We start from the raw sequence: 24,299 nt of genomic DNA, 5'->3' as shown, positions 1-24,299 counted from the left end.
CTCACCCTCCGCCGCGTCGGGCTGGGGCTGGCCGCGCTCGCGCTGGGCGGGCTGCTGGTCGGCTGGTCGGGCGTCATCTATGTCGGCGCCTCCGGCGGCCACTGGGCCGCCACGGAGTGGTTCCTGCACTGGGTGATGCGCAACTCCGTCCGCACCCGCGCCCTGGCGCTGGAGGCGCCGGACCTTTCCCGCTCCGCCCTGCTCGACCGCGGCGCCGGCCACTACGCCACCGGCTGCGCCCCCTGCCACGGCGCGCCGGGGGAGCGGCAGAACCCCATCGTGCAGGCCTCGCTGCCGCCACCGCCGGAATTCACCCGCCGCTTCGACGAATGGACGCCGGAGGAGCTGTTCCGCATCGTCCAGCACGGGGTGCGCTACAGCGGCATGCCCGCCTGGGTGGCCATCGAGCGGCATGACGAGATCTGGGCCATGGTCGCCTTCCTGGAGGCGCTGCCGGAGATGACGCGGGAGGAATACCGCCGCCTCGCCTTCGGCCCCGGCGGCGCGCGCCAGCCCAGCTCCGGCCTCATCGGCATCGACGCCATCAACACCGGCGGCCCCGCGCCGCCGATGCAGGAGGCGCTGGCCGATTGCGCCCGCTGCCACGGCATGGACGGGCGCGGGCGGGACAACGACGCCTTCCCCATCCTCGCCGGCCAGAGCGAGGCCTATCTGCGCGAGACGCTGCTGGCCTTCTCGCACGGCACGCGGCACAGCGGCATGATGCAGCCGCCCGCGGCCCGCGCCGATGACGCGGTGCTGGGCGAGATCGCCGGCCACTATGCGCGCCAGCCCCGCCCGCCGGTGGCGGCCCCCGCGGAGCCGGCGCTGCTGGCGGAGGGCGAGCGCATCGCCCGCCAGGGCATCCCGGCCGAGGGCGTGCCGGCCTGCCTCTCCTGCCACGGCGGCGCGGCGCTGGCGCGCAACCCCTCCTACCCCGCGCTGCACGGGCAGCACGCCAGCTACCTGGAGAACCAGCTCGTGCAATGGCAGGCCGGCACGCGCGGCGGCGGGCCGTACCGGGCGCTGATGCAGACCATCGCCGGCCGGCTCACGCCGGAGCAGAACAAGGCGGTGGCGGCCTGGTTCGCGGCGCAGGACGCGGCGCGGGACTGAGCGGGCGGGGAACCGTGGCCCCGCCCCCGTGTTCTGGCCCTGGACGGCAGGGACAGGCAGAGATGCAGCGCTTCGCGGGCAAGGTGGTGGTGGTGACGGGCGCGGGCTCGGGCATCGGCGAGGGCACGGCGCGGCGCTTCGCGGCGGAGGGCGCGATGGTCGTCCTCTGCGGCCGCACCGAGGCGAAGCTGCGGCGCGTGGCCGCGGATCTGGACGCGGAGCGGACACTGGTGCAGGTGGCCGACGTGTCGGAGCAGGCACAGGCGGAGGCGCTGATCGCCGCCACCCTGGCGCGCTTCGGGCGGCTCGACGTGCTGGTGAACAATGCCGGCACCGTCGTCACCGGCCCGCTGCTGGAGCTGGAGCCGGAGGCTTGGCGCCGCGTGATGGCGACCGACCTGGACGGCGTCTATTTCTGCACCCGCGCCGCCCTGCCGCATCTGCTGGAGGCGAAGGGCAGCATCGTCAACGTCTCCTCCGTCTCCGGCACCGGGGGGGACTGGAACATGAGCGCCTACAACGCCGCCAAGGGCGCGGTGACCAACCTGACGCGCTCGCTGGCCATGGAGCTGGGCGAGAAGGGCGTCCGGGTGAACGCGGTGAACCCGAGCTTCACCCTCACCGACATGACCCGTGACATGGCGGAGGACGAGGCGCTGGTGGCCAAGTTCCGCGAGCGCATCCCGCTCGGCCGCCCCGGCGAGCCGGCGGATGTCGCCGACGTCATCGCCTTCCTCGCCAGCGAGGATGCGCGCTTCGTCACCGGCGTGAACCTGCCGGTGGATGGCGGGCTTTCCGCCTCCAACGGCCAGCCCCGCCAGGCCTGAGGCCCGGCGGGCATCGGGCGGCTCAGGCGGCGAGGCTCTTCGAGACCTTCTCGTAGGTGCCCTTGCTCAACCCGGGCCGCGCGGCGATGCGCTCCAGCGCGGCCCGCATCATCGCGCCGCGCGCCGCATCCTGCCGCTTCCACGGCCCGAGCGGCGAGACCATCCGCGCCGCCACCTGGGTGTTCACCGCATCGAGCGCGATGACCATGTCGGCCAGGAAGCGGTAGCCCTCGCCGGAGGCCGCGTGAAACGCCGCCGGGTTGCCGGCGGCGAAGGCGCCGACCAGCGCGCGCACCCGGTTGGGATTGCGCAGGTCGAAATCCGGGTGGCGGGAAAGCGCCTCGGCCGCCGCCGCGTCGGTGCGCGGCGACATGGCCTGGAGGGCGAACCACTTGTCCAGCACCAGCGGCTCATCCTTCCAGCGGGCGTGGAAGGCGGCCAGCGCCGCCTCCCGCGCCGGGCTGTCGGACTCGGCCAGCACGCGCAGCGCGGCGAGCGAGTCCGTCATGTTGGCGGCGGCGGCGAACTGCGCCTCGGCCCGCCCCGTCTCCCCCGCCGCGCCGAGATAGGAGAGCGCGGCGTTGCGCAGCGCGCGGCGGCCGATGGAAGCGCCGTCGATCCGGTAGGGACCAGAATCCGCGAGATCCTCGTGCAGCGCGGCGAAGCGCGCGGCGAAGCGGCGGCCGAGCGCGCCGCGCAGGAAGTGCCGCACGGCATGGATCGCCTCCGGATCGGCCACCGCCATCTGGTCGGCGATGAACTCCTCGGAGGGGAGCGCCAGCGCCTCGGCGGCGAAGGCGGGGTCCTCCGTCGCGCGGTCCAGCAGCGCGGCGGTGATGGCGGCGAGGCCCTCGGGAAGCTCGAGGGGCTTCTGGCTGCGCAGCGCCGCCACCATCTCCAGCATGGTGGCCGTGGCGTATTGCTGCGACGATTCCCAGCGGACGAAGGCATCCGTGTCGTGCGCGGCGAGGAAGCCGAGCTGCTCCAGCGTCAGGCCGGAGAGCTTCACCGGCGCCGAGAAGCCGCGCAGCAGCGACGGCACCGGCTTCGCCGGCAGCCCCTCGAACACGTATGTCTGTTCGGCTTCCTCCAGCAGCAGCATCCGGGGCTCGGCCAGCGCGGCGCCGTCCGGGCCGATCAGCCCCATCGCCACCGGGATCGGCACCGGCAGCTTCTCCGGCTGGCCCGGCGTGGGCGGGGTGGATTGGGAGAGGGTGAGCATGTAGCGGCCCGCCTCGAACGCCTCCCGCACCCGCAGCTCCGGAGTGCCGGCCTGGGCGTACCAGCGGCTGAAGCGCGAGAGATCGACCCCCGAGGCGTCCTGCATGGCACGGACGAAATCCTCGATCGTCACCGCCTGGTTGTCGTGGCGGGCGATGTAGAGGTCCATGCCGCGGCGGAAATTCGCCTCGCCGATCAGGGCGCGCATCATGCGCACCACCTCGGCGCCCTTCTGGTAGACGGTGGCGGTGTAGAAGTTGTTGATCTCGACATAGGAATCGGGGCGCACCGGATGCGCCATCGGCCCCGCATCCTCGGGGAACTGGGCGCTCCGCAGGCGGCGCACATCGGCCAGCCGCTTCACCGCCGCCGAGCCCTGGTCGGCGGAGAAATGCTGGTCGCGGAACACGGTCAGCCCCTCCTTCAGGGAGAGCTGGAACCAGTCGCGGCAGGTGACGCGGTTGCCCGTCCAGTTGTGGAAGTACTCGTGCGCGACGACGGTCTCGATACCCTCGTAATCCGCGTCCGTCGCCGTCTCGGGCCGGGCCAGGATGTACTTGGTGTTGAAGACGTTGAGGCCCTTGTTCTCCATCGCCCCCATGTTGAAGTCCGACACGGCGGCGATGTTGAACACGTCGAGGTCGTATTCGAGGCCGTAGGTCGCCTCGTCCCAGGCCATCGAGCGCTTCAGCGAATCCATGGCGTGGCCGCAGGCATCCTCGTCGCCCCGGCGGACATAGATGGCCAGCGCCACCGCGCGGCCGGAGCGGGTGGTGAAGCGGTCCCGCACCGCCACCAGATCGCCCGCCACCACGGCGAAGAGGTAGGAGGGCTTGGGGTGCGGATCGGACCAGCGCGCCCAGTGGCGGCCATTGGGCAGCTCGCCCGCGCCATCCGGGTTGCCGTTGGAGAGCAGCACCGGGCAGGTGGCGCGGTCGGCCTCCAGCGTGGTGGTGTAGCGCGCCATCACGTCCGGCCGATCCGGGAAGTAGGTGATGCGGCGGAAGCCCTCCGCCTCGCACTGGGTGAAGTAGTTGCCGCCCGAGAGATACAGGCCGGAGAGCTCGCTGTTGGCCTCGGGCGAGATCTCCACCTCGGTCTCCAGCACGGCGCTGTCCGGCATGCCGTCGATGCGCAGGCCGCCGCCGGGCAGGTGGTGCAGCCGGTCCGCGGCGAGCGGCGCGCCGTCCAGCGCAGCGGAGAGCAGGGTCAGCGCCTCGCCATCCAGCTCCAGCGCCGGCGTGGCGGGGGCCGCCGGGTTGCGGCGCAGCGCCAGCCGGGCGCGCACCCGCGTGGCGGTGGGGTGCAGGGCGATGTGCAGATCCACCTGCTCCACCAGGAAGGCGGGCGGCCGGTAGTCCTCGCGGCGGATGGTGGGCGGGGGGGAAGGCTGGTCGGTGCTGGTCATGGCTCGCCCTGGATCGCGCGGGAGGGGCCTCAATATGGCCCCGCCCCCCGCCCGCGCCCAGCCGGCGGATGCATTCCGCGCTTTTCCCCGGAGGCTCCGGCATGGCACCGTATGCCCGATCGGCTTCCGGAGAGACGCGATGCGCCTGCATGATTTCCGTGTGCTGACCTTCGACTGCTACGGCACGTTGATCGACTGGGAAAGCGGCATCCACGCGGCGCTGCAGCCCCTGTTGCAGAAGGGCGGGCTCGACCTGCCGCGCGACGAGGTGCTGGAAGCCTTCGCCCGCCACGAATCCACCCAGCAGGCCGAGACGCCGGCCATGCCCTATGCCGAGCTGCTGACCGAGGTGCACCGCAACCTCGCCGACGAATGGGGCGTGGAGGTGAGCGACGCGGTGCATGCGCGCTTCGGCGCCTCGGTGCCGGACTGGCCCGCCTTCCCCGACTCGGCCGAGGCGCTGGCCTACCTCAAGCGGCACTACAGGCTGGTGATCCTCTCCAACGTGGACCGCGCCGGCTTCGCCGGCAGCCGCAGGCGGCTCGGCGTGGAATTCGACGCCGTCTTCACCGCGCAGGACATCGGCAGCTACAAGCCCAGCCTGCGCAACTTCGAGCACATGCTGGAGACGCTGGCGGCGCAGGGCATCGGCAAGGCCGAGATCCTGCACACGGCGCAGAGCCTGTTCCACGACCATGCCCCGGCCAAGCGCATGGGCCTCGCCTCCGCCTGGATCGACCGGCGGCACGACCGGGATGGCTGGGGCGCCACCATGCCGCCGCCCTCCGGCGCGGGCTACGAGTTCCGCTTCCCCTCGCTGGGCGCGATGGCGGCGGCGCACCAGGCGGAGGCAATCGCCTGAGCATTGACTGATTCCTGGCCAGCGCGGCGCCGCTTCCTCCCCCTTGCCGCCGCGCCACGCCGCGTCCAGCCTCCTGGCACAAGGCTTGCCAGCAGGCACCGCGAACAATGGACGGGGGAGACTCCATGCGCTTGATCGGCGTCGATGTCGGCGGAACCTTCACGGATCTCGTGCTCGCGGACACGGAAACCGGCCGCAGCGTCATCCACAAGGTGTCCAGCACCAATGCCGACCCGTCGATCGGCGTCACCCAGGGCGTGGTGGAGCTGTGCGCGCGGGCGGGCATCGCGCCCGGCGCGGTGGACCAGGTGCTGCACGGCACCACCATCGCCACCAACGCCGTGCTGGAGCACCGCGGCGCGCTCACCGGGCTGATCACCACGCGCGGCTACCGGGACGTGCTGCATATCGGCCGGCATCAGCGGCCGGAGCACTATTCCATCCAGCAGCAGATCCCGTGGCAGTCCCGCCCCCTGGTGAAGCGCCGCCACCGCATCGGCGTGACGGAGCGGCTGGTGCCGCCCACCGGCGACGTGCTGATCCCGCTGGACGAGGACGAGGTGCGCGCCGCCGCCCGCGCGCTGAAGGCCGAGGGCGTCGAGGCCATCGCCATCTGCTTCCTGTTCTCCTACCTCAACCCGGCGCACGAGCTGCGCGCCAGGGCCATCGTGGCCGAGGAATACCCGGAGGCCTTCGTCACCACCTCGGCCGAGGTGGCGCCGCAGTTCCGCGAGTTCGAGCGCTTCACCACCGCCGCGATGAACGCCTTCGTCGGGCCGAAGGTGCGCGACTACGTCTCGCGCCTCGCCACCCGGCTGAAGGAGGCGGGCGTCTCGGGCGATCTGCAGGTGATGGGCTCCACCGGCGGCGTCGCCTCGGCGGCCATGGTGGCGGAGCAGCCGGTGCTGACCATGCTCTCCGGCCCCGCCGCCGGCGTGCTGGGCGGCGCCTGGGCGGGGGCGCTTTCCGGCCGGCGCGACCTCATCACCTTCGACATCGGCGGCACCTCGGCCGACATCGCCATCGTCTCGGATGGAACATTCGGCGAGGCCTCGGCGCGCGACACCTGGATCGCCGGCTTCCCGCTGCTGGTGCCGATGATCGACATCCACACCATCGGCGCCGGCGGCGGCTCCATCGCGCGGCGGGATGCGGGGGGCGCCTTCCGCGTCGGGCCGCAATCGGCGGGGGCGCAGCCGGGGCCGGCGGGCTATGGCCGCGGCGGCCAGCGCCCCACCGTGACGGACGCCAACATCGTGCTCGGAAGGCTGGACCCGGAGAACTTCCTGGGGGGCGCGATGGCGCTGGATGTCGAGGCCGCGCGCCGCGTCGTCGGCACCTTCGCCGCGGAGCTGGGGCTGACGATGGAGGGCGCGGCGCTCGGCATCCTCACCATCGTCAACGCCAACATGGCCAACGCCATCCGCAGCCGCACCGTGCAGAAGGGCATCGACCCGCGCGGCTACGCGCTGGTGGCCTTCGGCGGCGCCGGCCCGCTGCAGGCGGTGGAGGTGGCGCGGATGCTGGAGGGGCGCGAGGTTCTGGTGCCGCCGCACCCCGGCATCACCTCCGCCATGGGGCTGCTGACCACCGACCTCAGCGCCGATGCGGTGCGCACCTGCTTCCAGCTCTCCACCGCGCTGGACCCGGCGCGCATCGCCGACGACTTCGCCGCGATGGAGGCGCAGATCACCGCCCGCTTCGCCGCCGACGCCCTGCCGGTGGAGACCGCCCGCTTCGCCCGCGCCGCCGATCTCCGCTACGCCGGCCAGGGCTACGAGCTGCGCGTGCCCTTCCCCGCCGGGGAGGCGGCGGATGCCACGGCGCTGTTCGGGCGCTTCCACGCCCAGCACAAGGCGGAATACGGCCACGCCTTCCCCGAGCGGCCGGTGGAGATCGTCAACCTGCGGCTGACCGGCGCCATTCCGCGCCCGCATCTCGGCGCGCCGCCGCCGCGCGCGGGCGGCTCGCTGGCGGAGGCCACGGTGAGGACCGGGCGCGTCGTCTTCGGCACCCCCACCGCGCCGGAAGCGCACGACACCCCCTTCCTGCGGCGCGAGGCGCTGCCGGTGGGCCAGCCCATCCCGGGCCCCGCCATCGTGCTGCAGACGGACAGCACCACGGTGGTGCCGCCCGGCTGCACCCTGACCGCCGAGGCCGGCGGCAACCTCCTGATCACCCTCTGACGCGGGACGCAACGCCATGACCGAGACGAGCCGCATCGACCCCGTCACCGTCAGCGTCGTGCAGGGCGCGCTGGAGACCATCGCGGTGGAGGTGGGCTATAAGCTGATGCGCATGGCCTATTCCTCCATCATCCGCGAATCGGAGGATTTCGGCGCGGCGCTGACGGACGCCACCGGCCAGGGGCTGGCGGAATCGGCGCAGTCCACGCCGCTGCAATCCGGCCCCATCCCCGGCTATGTGAAGGCGGTGCTGGCGACGCTGGCCAGGCGCGGCGACCGGCTGCGCCCGGGCGACGTGATCATGCACAACGACCCCTATGGCGGCGCCAGCCACGGGCCGGACGTGGCCTTCATCGTGCCGGTGTTTCACGTGGATCAGTCGGGCGCGGAGCATCTGGTGGGCTTCAGCGCCACCACCGCGCACCATCTCGACATCGGCGCGCAGACGCCCGGCTCCTGCGGCATCGTCGAGGCGATCGACGCCTATGCGGAAGGGCTGCAGTTCAAGGCGATCAAGGTCTATGCCGGCGGCGTGCGGAACGACGCGGTGTGGCAGATCCTGCGCGACAACCTCCGCGCGCCGGAGCTGGTGGTGGGCGACATGGAGGCGCAGGTGGCGGCCAGCCGCATCGGCGCCGAACGCATGGCGGCGCTGGTGGCGCGGCACGGGCTGGAAGGCTTCCGCGCCGCCTGCGCCGCCATGCTGGACCAGGCGGAGCAGTTGATGCGCCGCGCCATCGCCGCGCTGCCCGAGGGCAGCTTCCGGGCCGAGACCGTCATCGACGGCTACCTGGACGACCCCGCGCGCAGCAACCTGCCCCTCGTCGCCACCATCACGCGGCAGGGCGACGAGCTGGTGGTGGACCTCACCGGCACCGCGCCGCAGGTGGATGACCGGCCGATCAACATGCCCTTCCACGGCACGGTGGACGTGGCGGTGTGGCTGACCGTGCGTTCCGTGCTGCTGGACACGGCGGTGCATGGCCATGTGCCGGTGAATGAGGGCCTCACGCGCCCCATCCGCATCGTGGCGCCGAAGGGGTGCCTGGCCAATCCGCGCTTCCCGGCGCCCACCATCGCCCGCTTCTGCCCCGGCAACCAGCTGGCCGACACGGTGATGAAGGCGCTGGCGCAGGCGGTGCCGGGGCAGGTCTCGGCCGGCATCGGCAACCTCAAGGTCCTCGCCTTCTCCGGGCTGAAGGAGGAAGGCCACTGGGTGCACATGGAGATCTTCGAGGGCGCCTATGGCGGCCGCCCGGGCCAGGACGGGATGGACGCGGTGGACACGCTCTACGCCAACACCCGCAACAACCCGGTCGAGGACATCGAGACCCACCTGCCGCTGCGCGTGTTGCGCTACGAGCTGCGCGAGGACGAGGCGGGGGCCGGCGAGTGGCGCGGCGGCCTCGGCTCGGTGCGCGAGATCGCTTTCCTCACCGATGCCGGCACCTCGGTCGAGGGTGAGGGCCATGCGCACCGCCCCTGGGGTTTCCTGGGCGGCGCCCCCGGCGTCACCGCGCGCCTGACCCTGCGCCACCCGGACGGCACGGAGGACTCGCTGCCCTCCAAGGTGCCGCACCGCGCCGTGAAAGCCGGCGACACCTTCATCTGCCACGGCCCCGCCGGTGGCGGCTATGGCGACCCGCTGAAGCGCGACCCCGCGCGGGTGCTGGAGGATGTGCTGGACGGCCTGGTCTCGGTGGAGACCGCGCGCCGCGACTATGGCGTGGCGATCGCGGGCGGCGTGGTGGACGAGGCCGCCACCGCCACCCTGCGCGCCGGGAACTGACAGAAAAAAGAAGGGGTCCGGGGAATTCATTCCCCGGCCTTGCTGCTACCCTCCCGGCATGCCCCTGCATGAAAGCTCCTCCCAGCTCGCCCAGCGCCTGAAGACCGAGCGGGAGGCGCGCGGCTGGTCGCTGGCCGAGCTGGCGGAGCGTTCCGGCGTCTCCAAGGCGATGATCAGCAAGATCGAGCGCGACGAGGTGAGCCCGACGGCGGCGCTGCTGGGCCGCCTATCCGGCGCCTTCGGCCTCAGCCTCTCGCAGCTCCTGGCCCGCGCCGAGCAGGGCGCCGGGCTGCTGGCGCGGGCCGAGGCGCAGCCTGTCTGGCAGGACCCGGAAACCGGCTTCATCCGCCGCGCCCTGACCCCCACCGCCGGCCCGCCCACGCCGCTGGAACTGATCTGGGGCGAGCTGCCGCCCGGCCAGGCGGTGGACTACCCCGCCGCCGCCTTCGCCTTCATCCAGGACCAGCAATTGCTGCTGCTGGAGGGCGTGCTGCACTTCACCCAGGGGCGCAGCCTGCATGTGCTGCACCCGGGGGATTGCCTGCGCTTCGGCCCGCCCGATGCCTGCCGCTACGAGAACCCCGGCCCCCTGCCCTGCCGCTACGTGGTGGTGCTGCTGCGGCGGTGAGCCGGCCGCGCCCTCAGCCGCGCAGCGCCGCCGCCGGGTGCGGTGCCGCCAGCAGCGGCCCGGCGCCGAACAGCTTCTCCCGGTAGGTGCCGGGGGCATAGGCGGTCTTGAAGGCGCCGCGCGCCTGCAACTCCGGCACCACCAGCGCCACGAACTGCTCCAGCCCTTCAGGCAGCACGGTGCGGGAGAGGTTGAAGCCGTCCACATCGGCGGCCTCGGCCCAGCCGATCAGCCGCTCCGCCACCTGCGCCGCGCTGCCGACGATGGGCGGCTGCCGGCTGCCCAGCACGAACTGGTCGATCAGCTTCCGCTTGGTGAAGACCGGCCCCGCCGCCTGCTTCATCGCCGTGACGTTGGACTGGATGGCCTGGGTGGGGCCCGCCTCGATCGGCTCGTCCATGCCGTATTTCGCGAAGTCGATGCCGAGCGAGGCGGAGGCATGGGCGAGCGCCCCCTCCACGCTGGCGTGGCGGCGGTATTCCTCCAGCAGGTCGCGCGCCTCGGCCTCGGTGCGGCCGGCGATGACGGTGGCGCCGGCGAACACCTTCAGCGGCCGCCCGCCCGCGCGGACGCGGAGGTCGGCCACCAGCGCCGCCACCGGCTCCGGCTTGCCGCCATTGACGAAGACGCATTCCGCATGGGTGGCGGCGAAGCGCCGGCCGCGGTCCGAGGCGCCGGCCTGGTAGAGCACCGGCGTGCGCTGGGCCGAGGGCTCGCAGAGATGGATCGCCTCCATCTGGAACTGCCGCCCCTGGTGGCGGATCGGGCGTACCATCGAGGGCTCGGCGTAGAGGCCGGCCGCGCGGTCGGCGCGCACCGCGTCCTGGTCCCAGCTGCCTTCCCAGAGCTTGTAGACGACCTCCATGTATTCGTCGGCCAGGTCGTAGCGGTCATCATGCGCCATCTGCCGGTCGAAGCCCATGGCGCGGGCGGCGCTGTCCAGGTAGCCGGTGACGATATTCCAGCCGATCCGCCCTTGCGTCAGGTGGTCGAGCGTGGACATCCGGCGGGCGAAGAGGAAGGGCTGCTCATAGGCCAGGTTGCAGGTGATGCCGAAGCCGAGATGGGTGGTGGCCGCCGCCATGGCCGGCACCAGCATCGCCGGGTCGAGCAGCGGCACCTGCACCGCGCCGCGCAGCGCCGCCTCCGGGCTGCCGCCATACACGTCGTAGATGCCCAGCACGTCGGCCAGGAACAGCCCGTCGAACAGGCCGCGCTCCAGGGTGCGGGCCAGATCCATCCAGTGGTCCAGCCGGTTGTAGTGCAGGCTGGTGTCGCGCGGATGCGTCCACATTCCCTGCTGGATATGGCCGATGCAGGCCATGTCGAAGGCATTGAGGCGGAGTTCACGCGGCATGGACGGCTCCCGGGGGTCTGCGGCTTCTGGCGGAGGTCCACTATGAGAGATTTTCGTCTCCGATGCGACAGGCCATTTGTTCCTGGCCGCTGCCCTGGGCTGGCGCCCGCCTTCCGCATCCGCTGAGCTTCGCCGAACCGACTCGGAGGCCCCGCATGACCGACACCCCCAACCACGCCGCCCTCGCCGCCCGCTATGGCGACGGCCACATCCCCGCCGCCGGCCCCTGGAGCCCGGTGATCGACGCGCTGCTGGCCCACCGCTCCGTCCGCGCCTACCGGCCGGACCCGCTGCCGGAAGGCACACTGGAGACGCTGGTGGCCGCCGCGCAATCGGCCGCCACCTCCTACAACCTGCAGACCTGGTCGGTGGTGGCGGTGACCGACCCGGCCCGCAAGGCGCGCCTCGCCGCCGTGGCCAACGGCCAGAAGCATATCGAGCAGTGCCCGCTCTTCCTGGTGTGGATCGCCGACCTTTCCCGCACGGCGCGGCTGGCCGAGGCCAAGGGCAAAGCGCTGGAGGGCCTGCCCTACCTGGAGACCTTCCTGGTGGCGGCGCTCGATGCCGGGCTGGCGGCGCAGAACGCGGTGGTGGCCGCCGAGTCGCTCGGCCTGTCCACCGTATATATTGGTGCGCTGCGGAACGACGTGCGGGCGGTGGCGGCGGAGCTGGACCTGCCGCCCGGCGCCGTGGGGGTGTTCGGCCTGTGCGTGGGCCATGCCGACCCGGCGCAGCCGGCCGAGGTGAAGCCCCGCCTGCCGCAGCCCGCCATCCTGCACCGCGAGCGCTATGACAGCCGCGGCGAGGAAGCCCACCGCGCCGCCTACGACTCGGCGCTCGGGGCCTTCAGCGCCCGGCACGAGATGTCCGCCTATCGCTGGACGGACCGCGTGCTGGCCCGGCTGGGAAGCACCCGCGCGCTGCACGGGCGGGACGGGCTGAAGGGCGCGCTGCGGGCGCTGGGCTTCCCGCTGCGCTGAGCGCGCCCCCAGAGGCACAGCCTGAGGCGGGACAGCCTCAGCCGGCGGGCGTCAGGACATGGATGACGCGGCCGGCCACCATCTCCTTCGTCCGCTCGCCATAGGCCAGCATGTGGGGCGACTTGGCATGCGCCTTCAGCGCCTCGGGGCTGGCCCACTTCTCCACCACCACGAAGCTGTCCTCGCCGAAGCTGGCGGGGGAGTTGGGCGCGTCGATGGCCGGGCCGTACTCGATGCAGCCATCCTCGGCCAGCACGGCGGGGATGTTGGCGCGGAACTCCGCCAGCACCGCCTCGCGCTGGCCGGGCTTGGCGGTGATGATGGCGATGACATGGATCATGGGGGACATTTCCGGTGCTTCTTGTGGAGGCGGCAGGCTAGGTCCACCCGCCGCCGCCGCCAAGACGCCGCGCCCCGCCCCTCACATCGCCGGGCGGTGGCCGAAGATGGCGGTGCCCACCCGCACATGGGTGGCGCCGTGCGCGATGGCCTCCTCGAAATCCCCGCTCATGCCCATGGACAGGGTGCGGAGGCCGAGTCGCGCCGCCGCCGCGGCCAGCAGGGCGAAGTGCGGGGCCGGGTCCTCATCGGCGGGGGGGATGCACATCAGCCCCTCCACCGGCAGGCCGTGCGTCTCCCGGCAGAGGCCGAGGAAATCCTCCAGCGCCTCCGGCGCGATGCCGGCCTTCTGCGGCTCCCGCCCGGTGTTCACCTGCACCAGCAGGCCGGGGCGGCGCTGCTCGCGCGCCATCGCCTCGGCCAGGGCCTGGGCCAGCCTGGGCCGGTCCAGGCTCTCGATGACATCGGCCACCCGCACCGCGTCGCGCGCCTTGTTGGTCTGCAGCGCGCCGATGATGTGCAGCCGCAGGCCAGGATGCCCGGGCCGCAGGGCGGGGAACTTGCCCGCCGCCTCCTGCACGCGGTTCTCGCCGAAGGTGGCCTGGCCGGCGGCCAGGGCTTCCGCCACCGACTCGGCGGGATGGAACTTCGACACCGCGACCAGCGTCACGGAGGCCGGGTCGCGGCCGCAGCCGGCGCAGGCGCTGGCGATGCGGTCCTGGATGCGCTTCAGATTGTCGGAGATGGAGGACATGGTGTGCGAAGCCTAGGAGCGGTGGCGGCGCGGCTCAAGCCGGCGCGGGCCGAGGGACGTGGCCGGCTGCCCCGGCTCTGGCTGTTCAGCGACCCGGCCCGCCTGCCAGACCCGCGCGCGGCGGCGGCGGCGCTGCCGCGCGGCAGCGGCGTGGTGGCGCGCGGGGTCGAGTCGGCCCTGCTCCCGGGGCTGGCAAGGTTGCTACGGCAGCGGCGCGGCGTGCTGCTGCTGGGCGGCACGCCGCGCGCGGCGCTGCGCCTGCGCGCCGGCCTGCACCTGCCGGACCGCGCCCCGCCGCCGGGCATGGCCGCCTTCCGGCTGGCGCGGCGGGCCGGCGCGCCCTGGGCGCTGCTCTCGGCCGCCGCGCATGGCACACCGGGCCTGGCGCGGGCACGCCGGCAGGGGGCCGACCTCCTGTTCCTCTCGCCGCTCTTCGCCACGCCCAGCCATCCGGGCGCGCCCTGCCTCGGGGTCTGGCGCTGGGCCGCGCTGGCGCGGCGGGCCGGGCGGCCGGCCATGGCGCTGGGTGGCATCACGGCCACAACCGCCCCCCGCACCCCGCCCGGAGCCTGTGGATTGGCCGCCATCACGGCCCTGTTGCATCCGGGACACAGTGTTTCAAGGAAGTCGCGGAGGCTGCAAGCGGAGCATTGCCGGCCCGGATCGGGCTGAACCATAGTCCGCCCCGAGGCCTGACAGTCCGCCCTGCCTATGGCGGACTCCTGTCGAGGGGGACAGGGGGCCGCGGGACCAGCCGGGCACCGCCTGGCGCGTGAGGAGGATTTGGGATGCGCAAGATTCTGCTGGGCACGACCGCCGTGGTTGGCGCCGTCGTCATGGCCTCGACCGGCGCGATGGCGCAGGGTGCCGACCCGTTCCGGGCTGCCGGCCCGGCGATGACCTCGCATCGTGACCTGGAAGTCCGCCTGGGCGGCTTCTTCCGGTTCTACTACTCGAACACCGATCAGGATTACCTGAACAACGGCACCGGCACCGGCGCCGGCCGGACGGGCTTCAACCAGGGCAAGTCCGACTTCCAGGAAGAGACCGAGATCCACATCGTCGCCAACGGCAAGGCCGCCAACGGCCTGCGTTACGGTGTGGCCGTCGAGATCCAGAACGACAGCGTCCGCCAGGCGACCTCCGGCACCAACAGCAAGACCTCGCTCGACCTCGACGAGGTGTGGGGCTACGTGGCCGGCAGCTTCGGCCAGCTGCGCATGGGTGACGAAGACAACGTCTGGGGCCTGATGAGCGTCGGCCAGATCGCGAACTTCGCGACCGGCGGCCTGGACGGCGACTTCTACGACAGCCTGTCCGGCAACTCCCCGGCGCTGAGCCAGCCTTCCGACGCCGGCGACAACACCAAGATCATCTACATGTCGCCGCAGTTCGCCGGCTTCGACTTCGGCGCCAGCTTCGCCTTCAACACCGGCGAGGGCCCGCTGTCCGGCTGCACCACCGGCAACGCCTCGTGTGACCGCCTGGCCTCCATCGAGACCTTCGGCTCCTCCACGGCGCGCCGCCGCAACGAGGTCGTGGCCGCCCTGCGCTATCGCGGCAGCTTCGCTGGCGTGGGCCTCGGCGCCTCGGCCGCCTACATCGGCGCCGACGCGGTGAAGAACACCAACGGCTTCGGCGTCGACCGCATCAATGTGGGCGCCCTCGGCCTGCAGCTGTCGGCCTATGGCTTCCTGGTCGGCGGTCAGTACCTGTTCGGTGACGCCGGCCTCGGCTTCGCCACGCCGCGCCTGAAGCTGGTCAACGACGACCGCCGCTACGAGGCCTTCAACGTCGGCGCCTCCTACACGCTGGGCCAGATCACGGTCGGCGCCCAGTACGGCGAGACCCGCTCGGCTGGCGCGCAGAGCGTGAACACGGCGGGCCTCGCCAACACCGGCGGCCGTACCGACAAGGGCCTGAGCGTCGGCGGCACCTACCGCATCTCGCCCGGCATCGAGTACATCGCCGAGTACACGACCTACAAGATCGAGGAAGCCGGCGTGAACTTCGCCACCGGCGGCCGCGGCACCGCGAACAACTCGGTCGACGGCCAGGTCTTCCTGACCGGCTTCCGCTTCGCCTTCTGATCCCCCTCGGGGATTGGAGAAGGGAGGGCGGCAGGGCAACCTGCCGCCCTTCTTTTTTTACCGCTTGCCTAGCGCAGGCCCTCAGACGTAAGTGACCGCCATGCTGAAGCACCGTGCCCGAGCCGCACTGAACCTTCGCCCCCTGGCCGCAGCGCCCCTGATGCTCCTGGCATTGGCGGCTTGCAGCAGCGGTCGCGTCGTCGAGAACGACGAATACAACAACGACTCGCGCCGCGCCCGCGTGCAGGGCCGGCTGAGCGGCGAGCAGGACGGCCTGCTCATCATGGGCACGGACCGCTCCGGCCGCGGCGGCGGCGCCAGCGAATCCGGCGCGCTGGGCGTGAACGCCTATCTGTGGCGCGCCACGCTCGACACCCTCTCCTTCCTGCCGCTCTCCTCGGCCGACCCGTTCGGCGGCGTCATCATCACCGACTGGTACTCGCCGCCGGCCACGCCGGGCGAGCGCTTCCGCGCCACCGCCTATATCCTCGGCCGCCAGCTCCGCTCGGACGGGGTGCGCATCTCGGTGTTCCGGCAGGAGCAGCGCAACGGCACCTGGGTCGATGCCCCCGTGGCCCCCAGCACCAACACCGACATGGAGAACCAGGTCCTGGCCCGCGCCCGCGAGCTGCGCAGCCAGACCGCGGCGCGCTGAACGCGCCGCGCACAGCCTGAGCGACCCGATGGCGCGCCCCCCGGCGCGCCATTGTCATGTCCGGCCCCGGCGATCCGCACGGCTTCCGGCCCGGCCGCTCTTCCCATGGCGGCGCCAAGACCGTATCCCTTCCCCCCGGAATATCGATCGCCTGGTCCCATGAACGACGCAGCCACGCCCGCCCGCTACGACTTCGCCAGTGCCGAGCCGCGCTGGCAACAGGCCTGGGATGCCCAGGACTGCTTCAAGGTGCCGGATGTGCCCGATGGCAGCCGGCCGAAATACTACGTGCTGGAGATGTTCCCCTACCCCTCCGGCAAGATCCACATGGGGCATGTGCGGAACTACACGCTGGGCGACGTGGTGGCGCGCTACAAGCGGGCGCGCGGGCACCAGGTGCTGCACCCGATGGGCTGGGACGCCTTCGGCCTGCCGGCCGAGAACGCGGCGCGCGAGCGCGGCGTGCACCCCGCCGCCTGGACCTACCAGAACATCGCCACCATGCGCGCCGAGCTGAAGCGCATGGGCCTCTCGCTGGAATGGGACCGCGAGTTCGCCACCTGCGACCCCAGCTACTACGGCCAGCAGCAGAAGCTGTTCCTGGACTTCCTCCAGGCCGGGCTGGTGGAGCGCAAGGAAAGCTGGGTCAACTGGGACCCGGTGGACCACACCGTGCTGGCCAATGAGCAGGTGATCGACGGCCGCGGCTGGCGCTCGGGCGCGCCGGTGGAGAAGAAGAAGCTTTCCCAGTGGTTCTTCTCCATCACCAAGTACGCGCCGGAGCTGCTCGCCGCGCTGGAGACGCTGGACCGCTGGCCCGAGCGCGTGAAGCTGATGCAGGCCAACTGGATCGGCCGCAGCGAGGGCGCGCGCGTGCGCTTCCCGCTCGCCACCCCGGTGGCCGGGCATGAGAGCGTCGAGGTGTTCACCACCCGGCCGGACACGCTGTTCGGCATGAGCTTCCTGGCCGTCGCCGCCGAGCACCCGCTGGCCGCCGCCGCCGCCGAGGCCAACCCCGAGATCGCCGCCTTCATCGCCGAGGTGCGGGCGCTGGGCACCTCGGAGGCCGCCATCGAGCAGGCGGAGAAGCGCGGCATCGACACCGGGCTGCGCGTCGCGCACCCCTTCATCGAGGGCGCCACCTTTCCGGTGTGGATCGCCAATTTCGTGCTGATGGAATACGGCACGGGCGCCATCTTCGGCTGCCCCTCCGGCGACCAGCGCGACCTCGATTTCGCCCGCAAGTATGGCCTGCCGGTGCCGCCGGTCATCCTGCCGCCCGGCGAGGACCCTGCCAGCTTCGCCATCGGCAGGACCGCCTACACGGATGAAGGCACGCTCTACAATTCCGGCTTCCTGGACGGGCTCGGCACCGCCGAGGGCAAGCGCGCCGCGATCGACGCGCTGGAGGCCAAGGGCGCCGGCACCGGCGTGGTGAACTGGCGCCTGCGCGACTGGGGCGTCTCCCGCCAGCGCTACTGGGGCTGCCCGATCCCGGTGATCCATTGCGAGGCCTGCGGCACCGTGCCGGTGCCGGCGGACCAGCTGCCGGTGACGCTGCCGGAGGATGTGGATTTCTCGAAGCCCGGCAACCCGCTGGACCACCACCCGGCGTGGAAGCACGTGGCCTGCCCGCAATGCGGCGCGGCGGCCCGGCGCGAGACCGACACCTTCGACACCTTCGTCGATTCGTCCTGGTATTTCGCCCGCTTCACGGCGCCGAAGGCCGCCACGCCGCTGGTGGCCGAGGCCGCCAATGGCTGGCTGCCGGTGGACCAGTATATCGGCGGCATCGAGCACGCCATCCTGCACCTGCTCTACTCGCGCTTCTTCACCCGCGCGCTGCAGGGCATGGGGCAGCTCGGCACGCCCGAGCCCTTCGCCGGGCTGTTCACCCAGGGCATGGTGCAGCACGCCTCCTACAAGGCGCAGGATGGCCGCTGGCTGGCGCCGGACGAGGTGGACGTGGCAGCCGATGGCAGCGCCACGGACAAGGCCACGGGCCTCGCCGTCACCGTCTCGCGCAACGACAAGATGTCGAAGTCGAAGCGCAACACGATCGATCCCGGCGCCATCATCGACCATTACGGCGCGGATACGGCGCGCTGGTTCATCCTCTCCGACAACCCGCCGGACCGGGACATGGAGTGGACCGAATCCGGCGTCTCGGGCGCCTCGCGCTTCACCCAGCGGCTGTGGCGGCTGGTGAACAACGCGGCGGACGGGCTGCCGCCGCCGGGCGCCGTGCCCGCCGAGGGCGCCGCCCGCGCGCTGCGCCGTGCCACCCACCGCACCATCCAGGCGGTGACAGAGGCGCTGGAGAGCTTCTCCTTCAACGTCGCCGTGGCACGCATCCATGAGTTCGCCAACGCCATCGAGCAGGGCGCGGCGGAGGATGGCGCGGCCCGGCGCGAGGCGCTGGAGGCCGTGGCGCGGCTGGTCAGCCCGATGATGCCGCATCTGGCCGAGGAGCTGTGGTCCATGCTCCGCCCCGGCGCCGGGCTGGTGGCCAACCTGCCCTGGCTGGAGGCCGAGGAGGCGCTGACCCGCGCCGACAGCCTGACGCTGGCGGTGCAGGTGCTGGGCAAGCTGCGCGCCACCATCGAGGTGCCCGTCGGCACCGACGAGGCCACCGTCTTCGCCCTGGCGGAGGCGGAGGAGAATGTCCAACGCGCCATTGCGGGGCGCCCCATCAGGAAGCGCATCCATGTCCCGGGCCGCATCGTCAACTTCGTCGTCTGACACCAGGGCCACGAAGCCTTCCAGGCGGGCGCTGGCGGCGTTCTGCGCCGCCGGGGCGCTCTCCCTGGCGGGCTGCGGCTTCAGCCCCGTCTATGGACCGCAGGGGCAGGCGGCGGCGTCCGACCCGGCGGTGCGGCAGGTCCTCGCCTCCACCCAGGTGGCGCTGATCCCGGAGCGCAGCGGCCAGATGCTGCGCCGCGCCCTGCAGGAGCGCCTGGGCGGCGCCGGGCAGGCCGCGCCCACGCAGGAGCTGCGCGTCGGGCTGCAGTTCGGCGCCGAGCCGGAAGGCTTCCGGCGCGACGGCACGCCCACCCGGCTGCGCTACAATGCCACGGCGAGCTGGCTGCTGGTCTCGCAGGGGCCGCCGCCGGCCACGCTGGCGCAGGGGACGGAGCGGGCCTTCGACTCCTTCAACATCCCCGACAACCAGTTCTTCGCCGCCGATGCCTCGCGCGACGCCACGATCCGGCGGCTGGTGGAACAGCTCGCGGACGACATCGTGCTGCGGCTCTCCGTCCAGCTGCGGGCGGGACGCGCCGGCTGAGGCGGCACGGCCGGGGAAAGGATCTTTCCCGGTCCATCTTCCTGTTTCCATCCGTTTTCGCGCGGTGCCCGGGGCACGCGCGGCTGGGGAGCCGATGGCCAAGCTCGATCCGCGTCGCGTCGCAGCCTTCCTCGCCGATCCGGGCGCCACGCGCGCGGTCCTGCTGCACGGGGACGATGCGGGGCTGATCCAGGAGCGCGCCGAGGCGCTGGTGGCCCGCGTGGTGGGCGGCAACGACCCGTTCCGGCTGGCGGAGCTGGCGCGCGAGGCCGCGGCGCGGCCCGGGGCGCTGGCCGGCGAGATGGCGGCGCTGGCGATGACCGGCGGGCGCCGCCTGGTGCGGGTGCGCGACGCCACGGATGCGCTGGCCGGCGCGGTGAAGGAGGCGCTGGCGGGCCCCGGCGAGGCGCTGCTGGTGCTGGAGGCGGGCGAGCTGACCGCCCGCGCCAAGCTGCGCGCCCTGCTGGAGCCGATGGGCAGCGCCGCCGTCATTCCCTGCTACCGAGAGCGCGGCGCGGAGCTGGCCGGCAGCATCGCGCGGCTGTTGCAGGAGCAGGGCGTCTCGGCCGAGCCGGCGGCGCTGGACTGGCTGGCCTCCCGCCTGGGCGAGGACCGCATGCTGCTGCGGCGCGAGGTGGAGAAGCTGGCCCTCTATGCCGGCCAGGGCGGCCGCCTCTCGGAGGAGGATGTGCTGGCCTGCGCCGGCGAAGGCTCCACCCTGGATCTGGACGAGGCGCTGGTGGCCGCGACGGCGGGCGAGATCCCGGTGGCGGACCGGGCGCTGGAGGCTGCCTTCTCCGAGGGCGCCAGCCCGATCATGGTGCTGCGGGCGGCGCTGCGGCATGTGCAGCGGCTGCACCTGGCCTCGCTGGCCATGGCCGGCGGGCAGCAGGCCAATGCCGCGATGGAGGGGCTGCGCCCGCCCGTCTTCTTCCGCCTGAAGCCCGCCTTCGAGCGTGCCCTGCGTCTCTGGTCGCCGGCACAACTGGAAGCCGCCGGCACCGCCCTGCTGGAGGCGGAGAAGCGCGGCAAGTCCGGCTCCGCCGCCCGCCCGATCCCGGACCGTGTGGTGGCGCAGCAGGCCATCCTGACCCTGGCCCGGCAGGCCCTGGCGCTGCGCCGCCGCGGCTGAGGCCGCTACTGCGGCGAGAGCAGCCGCACGATCCCGTCCAGCTGGTCGAGATCGCGATAGGCGATGGTCACCTTGCCGCCCTTCTTGCCGTGCTGGATGGCGATCTTGAGGCCCAGCCGGGTCATCAGGTCGCGCTCCAGCGCCTTGGTGTCGGCGTCGGCGGAGATGGGGCCGGGGCCCGGCTTCAGCTTCTCGGCAGATGCGGCGAGCGCCTCGGTCTGCCGCACGTTCAGGCCGCGGGTGACAACCAGCTCGGCCAGCTTCACCGGGTCCGGCGCCGTCAGCAGGGCGCGGGCATGGCCGGCGGAGAGGCTGCCACGGGCCAGCATCTCCCGCACCTTGGGCGGCAGGGCCAGCAGGCGCAGCGTGTTGGCCACATGGCTGCGGCTCTTGCCGACAGCCTGGCCCAGCGCGTCCTGCGTCAGGCCGAACTCGTCGGAGAGGCGCTGGTAGCCCTGCGCCTCCTCCAGCGCGTTCAGGTCCTGGCGTTGCAGGTTCTCCACCAGCGCGGCGGCCAGCGCCATGCGGTCGTCCAGTTCATGGACGAAGACCGGCACCTCGTGCCGCTGCGCCAGCTGCGCGGCGCGCCAGCGGCGCTCGCCGCCGATGATCTGGTAATGCCCCGGCTGCCCCGGCTTCGGCCGCACCAGGATGGGCTGCAGCACGCCATGCTCGCGGATCGAGGCCGCCAGCTCGGCGAGGCCGGACTGGTCGATCGGCCCGCGCGGCTGGAAGGGGCCGGGCTCCATCGCCTCCACCGGCAGGGTGCGCGGAATGCTGGCGCCCGGCGAGGCGGGGGTGGCGGCGTTCTGATCGCCCAGCAGGGCGGAGAGCCCCATGCCCAGCCGGGGCGGCTTGCGTCCACTCATGCGGCCTTGTTCCCCCTCGCCCGTTCACGCCGCAGCAGCTCCGCGGCCAGCTGGATGTAAGCCTGCGCCCCGGTGGAGCGCGGGTCGTAGAGCAGCACCGGCAGCCCGTGCGAGGGCGCCTCGCTGACCCGGATGTTGCGCGGGATGACGGTCTCGAACACGCGCTCGCGGAAGAAGGCGCGGACATCGGCCGCCACCAGCTCGGAGAGATTGTTGCGGCGGTCGAACATCGTCAGCACGATGCCATCCAGCGACAGGGCCGGGTTCAGCACGCGCTTCACCCGGTCGATGGTGCGGGTGATCTGCGAGACGCCCTCCAGCGCGAAGAACTCCGTCTGCAGCGGGATCATCACGGATTCCACCGCCACCAGCGCGTTCAGCGTCAGCAGGCCGAGCGAGGGCGGGCAGTCGATCAGGATGAAGTCGAAGTCGCGCAGCGTGTCGGCGCCGGCCTCCAGCGCCAGGCGCAGGCGGTGCTCGCGCTGGTCCATGGCCACCAGCTCGATCTCGGCACCCGCGAGGTCGTTGTCGGCGGGCAGCAGGAAGAGATCGGGCACCTTGGTGGGACGCATCAGCTCGGCCAGCGGCTTCTGGCCGACGAGCAGGGCATAGCTGCCCTGGCCGCGCTCGCCCCGCTGCATGCCGAGGCCGGTGGAGGCGTTGCCCTGCGGGTCCAGGTCGATCACCAGCACGCGCTTCTTGGTGGCGAGCGCGGTGGCGAGATTGATGGCGGTGGTGGTCTTGCCCACCCCGCCCTTCTGATTGGCGAGTGCGATGCGGCGGAGGGTTTTATTCGCCGGCACGGTGGATTCCAGACATGCGAAGGATGGTGGCGTTCGGGTCGGTGCTGCTCTTGAACCGCTGCAAGGCCATTGTCCAGCCCGCCCCGGTTGCGGCCTCGATTTCCGCCTCGGCCCCTTGCCCTTTCGGGAACACGGCGACGCCATCGGGCGCCAGCAGGGCCTGGGCCCAGGGCAGCATCTTCTCCAGCGGCGCCAGGGCGCGGGCGGTCAGCACGGCGAGGGGCGGCAGGCGCACCGCCTCGATGCGGGCGGCATGGACCGTGACATGCGCCAGCCCCAGCTCGGCCGCGGCGGCCTGGAGGAAGGCGGCCTTGCGGCGGTCGGACTCCACCAGATGCACCGGGCGGCGCACGGCCATGGCCAAGACCAGCCCCGGGAAGCCACCGCCGGAGCCGAGATCGGCCATCGGCCCTTCGCCCTGCGGCAGCAGCGGCAGGAGTTGGAGAGAATCCTGGATGTGCCGCTGGCGCAGCACGCCCGGGTCCTGGCTGGCCACCAGGTTGATGCGGGCATTCCAGCGCAGCAGCAGCGCCAGGAAGCGCTCCAGCCGCGCTTCTGTTTCACGTGAAACGGCCGGAGGGGGCAGAGTGTCGTGCAGGTCCTGTTTCACGTGAAACGCTCCGTCTGGCGGCGCAGATGCACGGCAAGCGCCGCGAGCGCCGCAGGGGTGATGCCGGCCACGCGCCCGGCGCCGCCCAGCGTGGCGGGCTGCGCCACGCTCAGCCGCTGACGCATCTCATTGGAGAGGCCGGGAATGGCGGAGAAATCCATGCCGCGCGGAATGGCGGTGCGCTCCTCCTTCTCCAGCAGCCGCAGCTCGGCCGCCTGGCGCTGAAGATAGGGGGCGTAGAGCGCCTCTGCCTCCACCTGGGCCCGCACGCCCGGCGGCAGGTCCCGCAGCCAGGGAAAGACCGCATCCACCGCCTCGGCCGCGACCTCCGGCAGGGCCAGCACCTCCAGCAGGCTGCGCCAGCGGCCATCCTGGTTGATGGCGATGCCGGCCGCCTTCAGCGCCGCCGGGCTGCCGCCCTCCGCCCGCGCCCGCGCCAGGGCCTCGGCCACCGCCGCCTCGAAGGCGCGGAAGCGGGCGGCGCGCTCCGGCCCCACCACGCCCCAGCCGATGCCCTTGGCGGTCAGGCGCAGCCCGGCATTGTCGGCCCGCAGCGCCAGCCGGTGCTCGGAGCGCGCCGTCAGCATCCGGTAAGGCTCGCTGACGCCCTGCAGCACGAGGTCGTCCACCATCACGCCGAGATAGGACTCGGTACGGGCCAGCACCCGCTCCTCCGCCATGCCGCCCGCCAGCGCCGCCGCGTTGAGGCCGGCCAGCAGCCCCTGCGCTGCCGCCTCCTCATAGCCGGTGGTGCCGTTGATCTGCCCGGCCAGGAACAGCCCCGGCACGTCGCGCAGTTCCAGCGTCGGGCGCAGGGCGCGCGGGTCCACATGGTCGTATTCGATGGCATAGCCCGGGCGCAGCACCACCGCCTTCTCCAGCCCGGGGATGGTGGCCAGGAAGGCGCGCTGCACATCCTCGGGCAGGCTGGTGGAGATGCCGTTCGGGTAGATGGTCGGGTCGTCCAGCCCCTCCGGCTCCAGGAAGATCTGGTGCCGCTCCCGCTCGGCGAAGCGCACCACCTTGTCCTCGATCGAGGGGCAGTAGCGCGGCCCCACCCCCTGGATCTGCCCGGAATGGATCGGCGCCCGGTGCAGGTTGGCGCGGATCAGCGCATGGCCCGCCGGCGTGGTGGCGGTGATGCCGCATTCCACCTGCGGGTTGCCGATACGCTCCGTCATCCAGGAAAGCGGCTCCGGCTCGGCATCGCCCGGCTGCATCTCGAGGCCCGCCCAATTGATGCTGCGGCCGTCCAGCCGCGGCGGCGTGCCGGTCTTCAGCCGGCGCATCGGCAGGCCCAGCGCCTCCAGCGCCACCGCCAGCCCGACCGAGGGCGCATCCCCCACCCGCCCGGCCGGGATGCGCGTCTCGCCGATGTGGATCTCCC

21 protein-coding genes are annotated in these 24,299 nt (G+C 72.5%); 13 read left to right on the top strand and 8 right to left on the bottom strand.

Annotated features, from left to right (window positions below):
* Both ACZJYS_RS10920 and budC read left to right on the top strand, forming a co-directional pair.
* On the top strand, positions 1-1,116 hold a 1,116-nt coding region (locus ACZJYS_RS10920), incomplete at its 5' end, for a c-type cytochrome (protein ID WP_493177904.1).
* 62 nt (positions 1,117-1,178) lie between these two features.
* On the top strand, positions 1,179-1,943 hold the full coding sequence (gene budC, locus ACZJYS_RS10915; protein WP_493177902.1) for a meso-2,3-butanediol dehydrogenase: 765 nt from the start codon (positions 1,179-1,181) through the stop codon (positions 1,941-1,943).
* Between the two features lie 22 nt (positions 1,944-1,965).
* Here the strand turns inward: budC and pepN are convergent, their stop codons facing one another.
* The gene (gene pepN / locus ACZJYS_RS10910; RefSeq protein WP_493177899.1) at positions 1,966-4,572 is read right to left on the bottom strand and encodes an aminopeptidase N; all 2,607 of its coding nucleotides are present in this window, start codon (positions 4,570-4,572) and stop codon (positions 1,966-1,968) included.
* A 139-nt stretch (positions 4,573-4,711) separates the two neighbouring features.
* On the opposite strand from pepN, the gene ACZJYS_RS10905 reads away from it, so the two are divergent.
* The 4 genes from ACZJYS_RS10905 to ACZJYS_RS10890 all read left to right on the top strand — a co-directional run bounded on the left by ACZJYS_RS10905 (position 4,712) and on the right by ACZJYS_RS10890 (position 10,037).
* Entirely contained in the window at positions 4,712-5,434 is a 723-nt protein-coding gene (locus tag ACZJYS_RS10905) for a haloacid dehalogenase type II (RefSeq protein ID WP_493177895.1), read from the top strand.
* Positions 5,435-5,559: 125 nt separating this feature from the next.
* On the top strand, positions 5,560-7,620 hold the full coding sequence (locus tag ACZJYS_RS10900) for a hydantoinase/oxoprolinase family protein (RefSeq protein ID WP_493177891.1): 2,061 nt from the start codon (positions 5,560-5,562) through the stop codon (positions 7,618-7,620).
* 16 nt (positions 7,621-7,636) lie between these two features.
* A complete protein-coding gene (locus ACZJYS_RS10895) occupies positions 7,637-9,409 on the top strand; it encodes a hydantoinase B/oxoprolinase family protein (RefSeq protein ID WP_493177887.1) in 1,773 nt (590 codons plus the stop codon).
* 58 nt (positions 9,410-9,467) lie between these two features.
* The gene (locus ACZJYS_RS10890; RefSeq protein WP_109515825.1) at positions 9,468-10,037 is read left to right on the top strand and encodes a helix-turn-helix domain-containing protein; all 570 of its coding nucleotides are present in this window, start codon (positions 9,468-9,470) and stop codon (positions 10,035-10,037) included.
* Between the two features lie 13 nt (positions 10,038-10,050).
* Here ACZJYS_RS10890 and ACZJYS_RS10885 read toward each other — a convergent pair whose 3' ends face one another.
* Complete coding sequence (locus ACZJYS_RS10885) at positions 10,051-11,394, bottom strand: LLM class flavin-dependent oxidoreductase (RefSeq protein ID WP_493177879.1); 1,344 nt, start codon at positions 11,392-11,394, stop codon at positions 10,051-10,053.
* Between the two features lie 155 nt (positions 11,395-11,549).
* On the opposite strand from ACZJYS_RS10885, the gene ACZJYS_RS10880 reads away from it, so the two are divergent.
* Positions 11,550-12,374 (top strand): NADPH-dependent oxidoreductase, encoded by an 825-nt coding sequence (locus ACZJYS_RS10880; protein ID WP_493177878.1) that lies wholly within the window; start codon positions 11,550-11,552, stop codon positions 12,372-12,374.
* A 37-nt stretch (positions 12,375-12,411) separates the two neighbouring features.
* On the opposite strand, the gene ACZJYS_RS10875 is transcribed toward ACZJYS_RS10880, so the two are convergent.
* Positions 12,412-12,714, bottom strand: a complete 303-nt coding sequence (locus tag ACZJYS_RS10875; protein WP_493177875.1) for a putative quinol monooxygenase — start codon at positions 12,712-12,714, stop codon at positions 12,412-12,414.
* 81 nt (positions 12,715-12,795) lie between these two features.
* Positions 12,796-13,467, bottom strand: a complete 672-nt coding sequence (locus ACZJYS_RS10870) for a YggS family pyridoxal phosphate-dependent enzyme (protein WP_493177873.1) — start codon at positions 13,465-13,467, stop codon at positions 12,796-12,798.
* Positions 13,468-13,470: 3 nt separating this feature from the next.
* On the opposite strand from ACZJYS_RS10870, the gene ACZJYS_RS10865 reads away from it, so the two are divergent.
* The 6 genes from ACZJYS_RS10865 to holA all read left to right on the top strand — a co-directional run bounded on the left by ACZJYS_RS10865 (position 13,471) and on the right by holA (position 20,630).
* Positions 13,471-14,139, top strand: coding sequence for a thiamine phosphate synthase (locus tag ACZJYS_RS10865; RefSeq protein ID WP_245906112.1), 669 nt, complete (start codon positions 13,471-13,473; stop codon positions 14,137-14,139).
* A gap of 116 nt (positions 14,140-14,255) precedes the next feature.
* On the top strand, positions 14,256-15,557 hold the full coding sequence (locus ACZJYS_RS10860) for a porin (RefSeq protein WP_109515820.1): 1,302 nt from the start codon (positions 14,256-14,258) through the stop codon (positions 15,555-15,557).
* A gap of 160 nt (positions 15,558-15,717) precedes the next feature.
* Entirely contained in the window at positions 15,718-16,212 is a 495-nt protein-coding gene (locus ACZJYS_RS10855) for a DUF3576 domain-containing protein (protein WP_367604200.1), read from the top strand.
* 159 nt (positions 16,213-16,371) lie between these two features.
* The gene (leuS, locus tag ACZJYS_RS10850; protein ID WP_379651847.1) at positions 16,372-18,954 is read left to right on the top strand and encodes a leucine--tRNA ligase; all 2,583 of its coding nucleotides are present in this window, start codon (positions 16,372-16,374) and stop codon (positions 18,952-18,954) included.
* Positions 18,920-19,498, top strand: coding sequence for an LPS assembly lipoprotein LptE (gene lptE / locus ACZJYS_RS10845; protein WP_181378001.1), 579 nt, complete (start codon positions 18,920-18,922; stop codon positions 19,496-19,498). The genes leuS and lptE overlap by 35 nt, the downstream gene beginning before the upstream one ends.
* Positions 19,499-19,592: 94 nt before the next feature.
* Entirely contained in the window at positions 19,593-20,630 is a 1,038-nt protein-coding gene (gene holA, locus ACZJYS_RS10840) for a DNA polymerase III subunit delta (protein ID WP_379651846.1), read from the top strand.
* A gap of 5 nt (positions 20,631-20,635) precedes the next feature.
* Here the strand turns inward: holA and ACZJYS_RS10835 are convergent, their stop codons facing one another.
* The 4 genes from ACZJYS_RS10835 to ACZJYS_RS10820 all read right to left on the bottom strand — a co-directional run.
* On the bottom strand, positions 20,636-21,499 hold the full coding sequence (locus ACZJYS_RS10835; protein WP_109515815.1) for a ParB/RepB/Spo0J family partition protein: 864 nt from the start codon (positions 21,497-21,499) through the stop codon (positions 20,636-20,638).
* A complete protein-coding gene (locus ACZJYS_RS10830; protein WP_493177861.1) occupies positions 21,496-22,302 on the bottom strand; it encodes a ParA family protein in 807 nt (268 codons plus the stop codon). Before ACZJYS_RS10830 ends, ACZJYS_RS10835 begins: the two co-directional genes overlap by 4 nt.
* Complete coding sequence (gene rsmG / locus ACZJYS_RS10825) at positions 22,289-22,912, bottom strand: 16S rRNA (guanine(527)-N(7))-methyltransferase RsmG (RefSeq protein ID WP_379631795.1); 624 nt, start codon at positions 22,910-22,912, stop codon at positions 22,289-22,291. The genes ACZJYS_RS10830 and rsmG overlap by 14 nt, the downstream gene beginning before the upstream one ends.
* The coding region (locus tag ACZJYS_RS10820) for an FAD-dependent oxidoreductase (RefSeq protein WP_493177859.1) at positions 22,909-24,299 on the bottom strand (1,391 nt) is incomplete at its 5' end. The genes ACZJYS_RS10820 and rsmG, both read right to left, overlap by 4 nt.

This window comes from Roseomonas sp. TS2, assembly GCF_058833935.1.
Note: the sequence above shows the minus strand (reverse complement) of the source record. Positions and strands in the feature narration are given on the sequence as shown.